The sequence below is a fragment of the Flavobacteriales bacterium genome, assembly GCA_013214975.1.
In the GTDB taxonomy this organism is placed as follows: domain Bacteria; phylum Bacteroidota; class Bacteroidia; order DT-38; family DT-38; genus DT-38.
The window spans coordinates 1-6,766 of sequence record JABSPR010000351.1 but is presented as its reverse complement, the minus strand read 5'-3'; the positions used below and the strand labels follow the sequence as shown (position 1 = coordinate 6,766).

The 6,766-nt window shown below is 37.9% G+C and carries 15 protein-coding genes; 9 read left to right on the top strand and 6 right to left on the bottom strand.

All coding sequences use genetic code 11. From position 1 onward, the window contains the following. Positions 1-269 (bottom strand): hypothetical protein (locus HRT72_11430; protein ID NQY68315.1); only part of this gene is annotated, 269 nt, incomplete at its 3' end. A gap of 294 nt (positions 270-563) precedes the next feature. Between HRT72_11430 and HRT72_11425 the strand changes: the two genes are divergently transcribed. The 5 genes from HRT72_11425 (at position 564) to HRT72_11405 (ending at position 2,062) form a co-directional block, all read left to right on the top strand. Continuing rightward, positions 564-869, top strand: coding sequence for a hypothetical protein (locus HRT72_11425; GenBank protein NQY68314.1), 306 nt, complete (start codon positions 564-566; stop codon positions 867-869). Next, positions 866-1,075, top strand: coding sequence for a hypothetical protein (locus HRT72_11420; protein ID NQY68313.1), 210 nt, complete (start codon positions 866-868; stop codon positions 1,073-1,075). Before HRT72_11425 ends, HRT72_11420 begins: the two co-directional genes overlap by 4 nt. A 207-nt stretch (positions 1,076-1,282) precedes the next feature. Beyond that, on the top strand, positions 1,283-1,510 hold the full coding sequence (locus HRT72_11415) for a hypothetical protein (GenBank protein NQY68312.1): 228 nt from the start codon (positions 1,283-1,285) through the stop codon (positions 1,508-1,510). 56 nt (positions 1,511-1,566) lie between these two features. Next, the gene (locus tag HRT72_11410; protein NQY68311.1) at positions 1,567-1,740 is read left to right on the top strand and encodes a hypothetical protein; all 174 of its coding nucleotides are present in this window, start codon (positions 1,567-1,569) and stop codon (positions 1,738-1,740) included. Between the two features lie 58 nt (positions 1,741-1,798). Further along, a complete protein-coding gene (locus HRT72_11405) occupies positions 1,799-2,062 on the top strand; it encodes a hypothetical protein (protein ID NQY68310.1) in 264 nt (87 codons plus the stop codon). Positions 2,063-2,224: 162 nt separating this feature from the next. Here HRT72_11405 and HRT72_11400 read toward each other — a convergent pair whose 3' ends face one another. Then, a complete protein-coding gene (locus tag HRT72_11400) occupies positions 2,225-2,536 on the bottom strand; it encodes a hypothetical protein (protein NQY68309.1) in 312 nt (103 codons plus the stop codon). A 101-nt stretch (positions 2,537-2,637) separates the two neighbouring features. Here HRT72_11400 and HRT72_11395 point away from each other — a divergent pair, with 101 nt between their 5' ends. Further along, positions 2,638-3,024 carry a hypothetical protein gene (locus HRT72_11395; GenBank protein ID NQY68308.1) on the top strand — a complete coding sequence of 129 codons (387 nt, stop codon included), beginning with the start codon at positions 2,638-2,640 and terminating at the stop codon, positions 3,022-3,024. Beyond that, positions 3,021-3,260 (top strand): hypothetical protein, encoded by a 240-nt coding sequence (locus tag HRT72_11390; GenBank protein ID NQY68307.1) that lies wholly within the window; start codon positions 3,021-3,023, stop codon positions 3,258-3,260. Before HRT72_11395 ends, HRT72_11390 begins: the two co-directional genes overlap by 4 nt. Positions 3,261-3,470: 210 nt before the next feature. Here HRT72_11390 and HRT72_11385 read toward each other — a convergent pair whose 3' ends face one another. After that, a complete protein-coding gene (locus HRT72_11385; GenBank protein NQY68306.1) occupies positions 3,471-4,037 on the bottom strand; it encodes a hypothetical protein in 567 nt (188 codons plus the stop codon). A 60-nt stretch (positions 4,038-4,097) separates the two neighbouring features. On the opposite strand from HRT72_11385, the gene HRT72_11380 reads away from it, so the two are divergent. Then, a complete protein-coding gene (locus tag HRT72_11380) occupies positions 4,098-4,421 on the top strand; it encodes a hypothetical protein (protein NQY68305.1) in 324 nt (107 codons plus the stop codon). 281 nt (positions 4,422-4,702) lie between these two features. On the opposite strand, the gene HRT72_11375 is transcribed toward HRT72_11380, so the two are convergent. Continuing rightward, positions 4,703-4,876, bottom strand: a complete 174-nt coding sequence (locus tag HRT72_11375) for a hypothetical protein (GenBank protein ID NQY68304.1) — start codon at positions 4,874-4,876, stop codon at positions 4,703-4,705. A 64-nt stretch (positions 4,877-4,940) separates the two neighbouring features. Between HRT72_11375 and HRT72_11370 the strand changes: the two genes are divergently transcribed. Next, complete coding sequence (locus HRT72_11370; GenBank protein NQY68303.1) at positions 4,941-5,570, top strand: hypothetical protein; 630 nt, start codon at positions 4,941-4,943, stop codon at positions 5,568-5,570. A 144-nt stretch (positions 5,571-5,714) separates the two neighbouring features. On the opposite strand, the gene HRT72_11365 is transcribed toward HRT72_11370, so the two are convergent. Beyond that, a complete protein-coding gene (locus HRT72_11365; GenBank protein ID NQY68302.1) occupies positions 5,715-6,125 on the bottom strand; it encodes a hypothetical protein in 411 nt (136 codons plus the stop codon). Next, entirely contained in the window at positions 6,079-6,576 is a 498-nt protein-coding gene (locus HRT72_11360) for a terminase small subunit (GenBank protein ID NQY68301.1), read from the bottom strand. Before HRT72_11360 ends, HRT72_11365 begins: the two co-directional genes overlap by 47 nt. Positions 6,577-6,766 lie beyond the last annotated feature (190 nt).

The window sequence follows — 6,766 nt, the reverse complement described above, 5'->3', positions numbered from 1 at the left end:
TTGGTGTGACGGGGTGGCATATTGACAATTAATCGTTTTATCTTCCCCTCCGCCATCTCTTGAAACTTTTTTGCAATCTCAATGTGGTGGGGACCCTCTATGAATCCAGGCCATACTTGTTTAACAAACTTAAGAAAGTTTTGTTGGGCAAGATTTTTTAAATCAAATGTTTTTTTGCGTAATAAGAGTTTCTTTTGAAAAATCTCTAATTCCTCCGGTCCCAGATTATCAAAATTAACTACCCTTTTAAATGCGTTTAAATCGGCCATAGTTAGAAGTTTATACCATAGGGTTTATATGAGTAAAAGTTTATATATAAAGAGAAATAATAAAAAGTAGTAGTGAATTTAGGGGTGTACCCCCTCTTTAATAAGTTAATATTGAATAATTACTTTGTAATTATACTTTACTTTCACCCTTCATTCTTCGGCTGTGGCAGGGCAAGAGCCGAAGGAACAAAGGGTGAACGGAATTAATACACAAATATGTGTAAAAAAGACTTGTATTTTATCCCATTAAAGCCCATATATATACTGTAATTAAATATAACAAATGGAGTGAATATGAAATTACATAAAATAAAAGACTTTGATAAGCAAACAATGAAAGAGACTTTACTAGGTAAAATCTTTTCAGTTGAGTTTATTAAAAAAGATGGCACACCTAGAAAAATGACTTGTAGATTAGTAAGTAATGACAAGTTTTTTAAAGGTGGTGAATTACTAGGGGATAGGTCGCATTTATTAGAGGTAATAGATATTGACCTATTAAGAAGAAACAAAGGGAAAGACCCCGCAAGGTGTTGGAGGTCTATTCAATTAAATAACATTACAAGCCTGAAGGCTATGGGGGTCGAATGGGTAAAATGAATAACGAGGCTTTGATTACTCAAGAACAAGATTGGAATAAACAATGGGAGCTAAGAAGAATAGAACTTGTTGAAGAATATCCAACCTATTCAAAGTCTGAAATTGACGAACTTTTGGAACTTGAACAAGAAGACGCAATTCACGAGTGGGAAAATGAATGTGCTCAGGAAAATGCGGATAGTTGGGAAAGTCCAAATGAACAATAAGGAATTTAAAAATCAAATCATTAACGCTCTCTTGGAGAGCGTTAATGCAAGGCAACTATCTTGTAAGAATAAGCTAACAAGGTGGAGTGAATTAAATTTACAAGAGCGTTATGCAAATGACTTTTATCAAATGCAAGGTAAAAAACTTGCTTATGATGATATAGCAAATACGCTCTTGCGAGTATTGGAGTAGTTATGCAAATAAAAATGCTAAAAGATAAACACCCTTTTAATCAACAAATACAAATCTACACTAAAGGTGCGATTGTTAAAAATCCATATAGTGGAGAAACAGCAAGATTGAATGCATTAGAACTTTCAATTTATGATGTAATAAAAGGTTGTGAACAATTCCAAGATTATAAAAATGTAAGACTTGGCATAGATTGGTTTCAGAGATTTAATGCTGATGCTTATATGATACTGCTCGACTAATTAACAATACACAGGGGCGCAATGATGCGCCCTTGCAATTCAATAGGAGTGAAAAAATGTTAGCACAAACAAAACTGATTATGCTTTTGCTTAACGTGGTAATGCTAGTTCTTTTGAACTTGAATTATAATCCATTCAATTACACATTCTTAAACAATGTAGTATTGATGGTTTTAGCTATTACATTCATTAAGTCATATGACTTTGTGATGGAAGACAAAGATATATAATAAACAATGCTCAAGGCCACCATAGTGGTGGCCTTGTTTCAATTCAATTGGAGTGAATATGAAATATTTAAACGCTTATGATATTACAATTTTGCAGGATCTAGTGAGTTTTGAGATCCATAATGTAAAGAAGAAAAAACTAGGATCTGAAACTGAATATTTAAAAAGCTTAATGCAGTTACTTGGTAAATTGGTTGTTACTAAAAGACAAAAAAATAAGCTTAGAAAAAATGGTTATGAAATACACCCCGACTGGAAAGGAAAAAGAATATGCCCAATGAAATTTTATTATGGAAAAGGATCAGGGCCCTGGAGAATATAATTAAAAGGACCAAGGATCCGGCCTGGAAAAGCATGTGGCTACTGAAGCTGTACGAGCTGTCAGCTACGATACCAGGCACAGGGACCAGGCAATAAGTCACAAGGACCAGGCGCAAGGTAAATAAAAAAAGGGCCCAAGTTTCATGGGCCCTTTTTTCTGGGGTCAACCTATTTGATCAAATAGAGATATTTTTTCTCCGTTATCTTTTGGATTTCCTTTTTCAGTTTCATCATAATCAGTGAAGACTAAGCCATCATTGTCAATGAGATGCTCACCCATTATGATTTCAACCTTTATTATCCGGCCGTCTAAATTCTCAATTCCAAAAACAGAATAGAGGCCGTCGCCATAGCCGGATTGAAATTCAATTCCTAGTTTTTTAATTGAAGCTTTGTCATAGCAGGGGTCATGAATGCATAGCATACCACTATCAACCCCGACTTTGCCTAAAAGCTTTCTTTTAAATGTCTTCATATTCACTCCTTTATTTGAAATACACTCCGTGCAATTTCAAGTTGACTATGGGATAAATCTTATGTAATGTCAATTAAATAATTTTTAAAAAGGAGAAAATTATGGGTAGATATTACAATGGCGATATTGAGGGTAAGTTTTGGTTCGGAGTTCAATCGAGTTCTGACGCAGATTTTTTCGGCAAGGAAGGCGAACCGACACATATCAATTATTACTATAGTGAAGAGGACCTTACAAGCATTGAGAAAGGTCTTAAAACTTGTAAAGAAACTCTTGGAAAACATTTCCAGGAAATTGAAAAGTTTTTTTCTGACTTAGAAAAAAGCAAAGAGATGGGATACAATAATGAGATGATTGAAAAGTCTCTTAAAGTATCAAGCAGGAGAGTGACATTTATTTTAGAATGGTATGCTCGTTGGAAACTTGGAGAGAAAATTCGCGAGTGTGTAAAGAAAAATAATTCTTGCGAATTTGAGGCCGAGTTATGAGTGACACTCGCAAGAGATGGACAAAGATTTGTCAAAAACATCTCGTAGGTAAAAAGATTGTCCAAGTCCGATACTTAAATAAAAAGGAAATGGACGACTTGGGATGGGATCAAACTCCCCTCGTTATGTTTTTTAATGATGGGAGTTACATGTTTCCTTCCCAGGATGATGAAGGGAATGATGGAGGTTCATTGTTTACCTCCTTTAAAGACCTTTCAGTAATTCCCGTAATCTAAGACAAGGGGCGAGTGTCAGAGTTATTAGTAATGAGTGCGCTCGCCCTTTTTAATTGGTCTAAAAAAAATAGGACCATGACTGGAGCTGACAGCTCCAGGGCCCAAGATCTAAAATTCCAGGCACAAGCGAAAAAAAAATGTCTTTAAATTAAACGCACAAGCGTTTTTAAGGAAGGGGAATAGGTATAACTACCCCCCTTTTTTTAGTTTTTAGTCTTCAGGTTGATCTTTGCTTGGAGGGGCAAGTTGAGGCAAAGCTCTATTCCACCCAATCTCAAGCGTTCCAAATAATTCTGTCAGACCTTGCGTTATGTCATTTGAAACATGCGCTTCCATGACTGTATCATCAGCCCTTGTTTCAACTGCTTTCAGATAAGCGATACGCTTTCCTTGAGGTAGCTTCTCGGCTTCCTTCTCGGCTAGCTTTTCAGCCCATTTTCTGATCTGACTCCAGCATTTTTTAGGCGTGATTTTTTCATCATCACCACGCTCAAAGCCATATTCAAGATTACGCTTAAAGCTCACACGCTTTCTTGAGAGTCTCATGAAAAAAGTCCTCGCCCTATTGCGAGCTTTCAAGATCTCTGCTTCTGCTTGTTCTAGGGCTTTGATGATTTCATCAGCCCCTAGTTTTTTAGCAAGAGTCTTTTCAGCCGAGTCTGTCATATCAGCAATTATTGATGATAGTAGCATCTCTTCCTTTTCTATTTCAGGTCTCAAGAGATCACGAATCTTGCCTCTATAATGATCTCGTTGATAAACTTTTAGTTCAGCCATTTTTCACTCCTTTTTAAATGGTTTATTGACATATAAGATAATATGAGATAGAAGTCAATAATGAAAATAATACCGATACATTACTTTTCAGATATACCTAATAATGAAGAGGGGGCTGAATTCATTCGGCTTGCTCGCAAGTACTTAAATCGTAAAAGATATAAGATCAGAAAATTAGGAAGAGGCACGAGAAAAGTTAATGGTGCAAAAAATTCTTATCGATACAGTGCCTCACTGCCTCACCAATTTTCAGAGAGGTTCAGTCTGTACATTGATGACAAGATCCACCCCCACGCAATGACGATGGACGAAGCGCAAGAGAAGTGGGCGTTGGAGAGAAAATTTGAATACTTGAAGGAGGTACTCAATGGAGAAACTAATTGAAAAAATTTTAATGTACGATCATAACTCGTACTACGTGGACAGTTTTCACGATAACTATACGGAATTCACTCCTGGGCCGGACGGCTTTTTAAGCGATCAGCAATTGTCCGAGATCCACGACGGCAATACATCGGAAGCAAAAAGCACCGAGCTTTATGAAATCATACGCCTGGCACATAAAATAAAAAATAAAAAATGATCCAGGGCTCAAGCCAATTAAATTAAAAAGGTCTCAAGGCTCAAGGTAAAAGGGCCCAGGCACAAGGCCCAGGCTCAAGCTTTTATAATTCTTTTTTATTTTGTGTAAAAGTATAGCCTAAACTTTTTAAAGTATTAATATCATATTTATTAAAAGTTTTTTGACCTGTTAAGCTGCAAAGCTTTTTAGCCTTATCACATATAGGATATACTAATTCATTGCCGTATATGTTTTTAACTTCTATTGTTAAATTCATAATTTTTTTCTCCTTTTTAAAAATTAATACTTGACTATCCCATACTATCTTATATATGTCAATAATGAATTTAAAAGAAGCGAAGTTATTAGTGGGTGGTTTAAGCAACCCTTCGAAAATGCCTGGCTACGGCTACGGTCTCAGTGCGTTTGAATGCGCTACCGGATCAAAGCTTAGGCTAGTGGATGGCTCAACGTGCGCCAGCTGTTACGCGCTCAAGGGACGCTACATATTCCCGGGTGTTAAGCAGGCACACGCTAACAGGCTTGAAGCAATTGATGATCCAGGATGGATCGACGCAATGGTTATGTTAATTAATAACTACGGCCGCAAGGTCCCGTTTTTTAGATGGCATGACAGCGGGGATCTCCAAAGCCTGGAGCATTTTAAAAAGATTGTAGCTGTCTGTAAAAGGACGCCTACGGTGAAGCACTGGATCCCGACACGCGAGGCCGGATTCCTGAAAGCCTTTTTTAAAGAAGGCTTGTCACTCCCTGGTAATCTGGCAGTGCGGGTCAGTGCTACGATGATCGATGGAGCCCCTCACAAAAACGCCGGGCTTACGTCAACAGTCCATAAGAATTCCAAAGCAATTGGCTTCAGCTGTAAAGCTCCCAGGCAAGGCAATGAATGCAAGAAGTGCCGGGCCTGTTGGAATACAAAGATAAAAAATGTCAGCTATGCCGCGCACTGAAGTTTGTGATCTCTGCTCCAGGGAATACCTGAAGGAGAACATGAAAAAAACAAGCAGCAAGCCCAGGTGGCTGTGCCTGCGCTGCGTGAACCGGGGCTCAGGTCTCAAGGTCGCAGGGCTCAAGCCGTGGCTACACTTCAGAGCTCAGGCTACATTATCAATGAACCAGGTCTCAAGGCCGAACCAATCAATTGGTTCAGGGAACAAGGCACAAGGTTCAAGGTCCATACCTGACTGAGCAAGGCTCAAGGTTCTTCCCCCAGAGTACACGGAGATAGCCCCCCGGACGAGGGGGGTGGCCATGATAAATGATTTTCCTCCAAGCTTAGATCTGTGCATATGCCACGAAATTTGTGCCGGAGATAGATTGACACGTTTCCCCGTTGTTACCTTTAATTCAATCCAAAATTCACCTGATCCTTTTTCCGGATCATTAAATAATCCGTTTAAATCAGGCAATCCTAATGGAGTGACCGCCTCAATTCTAAAGTAGGTAATTTTTGACGCGTTATTTTTTATTCTTTTCCAAAACTTTGTTTCCGGTTTGGTCGTCATCTACAGTAAAACTCCCTTCGATAGATAATTTTTTATCCATATCAGTAAGTAATTTATCAACCTCTTCCCGACTCAGCTGATCAATCGATCCGTGCATAATTTCTTTGCGATCAATATAAAGACCGGCCACTTGGCCACGTGATTTCTCCGCTTGAACGGCAGCATTCCAATTACCTGACCCTTCAGCTCCTTTACTTAATTGATCAAGTCTTTTTAGATGCCTATTAAAATTAACTTCATATCTTTTTTCTTCATCATCTCTCAGTTCTTTAATGTATTTAGCGACATGAGGTTTTCTTCTTAACTCAGAGGCAGTCTTAGCAGCAACCGATTCTGCATATCCGGCCCTAATAGCACATTCCTTAGCACTTAATTCTTCTCCTTCTTGAACAAAAAGTAAGCAGAATTTGATTTGTTTTGGTGTAAGTTTGTCTCTTAATTCAATATTCATATTAAGCATTATATTTTAAAAACGGCAGAAAACAAAGATAATACTTTTTAGTGCTACATCTGGAAAAGGGTGGTGTAGCAGTGGTGTAGCAGAAAAAAAGATCTAAATCATTGATATGTATAGTGATTTTCACACTGCTACATCTGCTACACTGCTACAAGGGGTATTTAATTTTTTTATAAAAAGAATT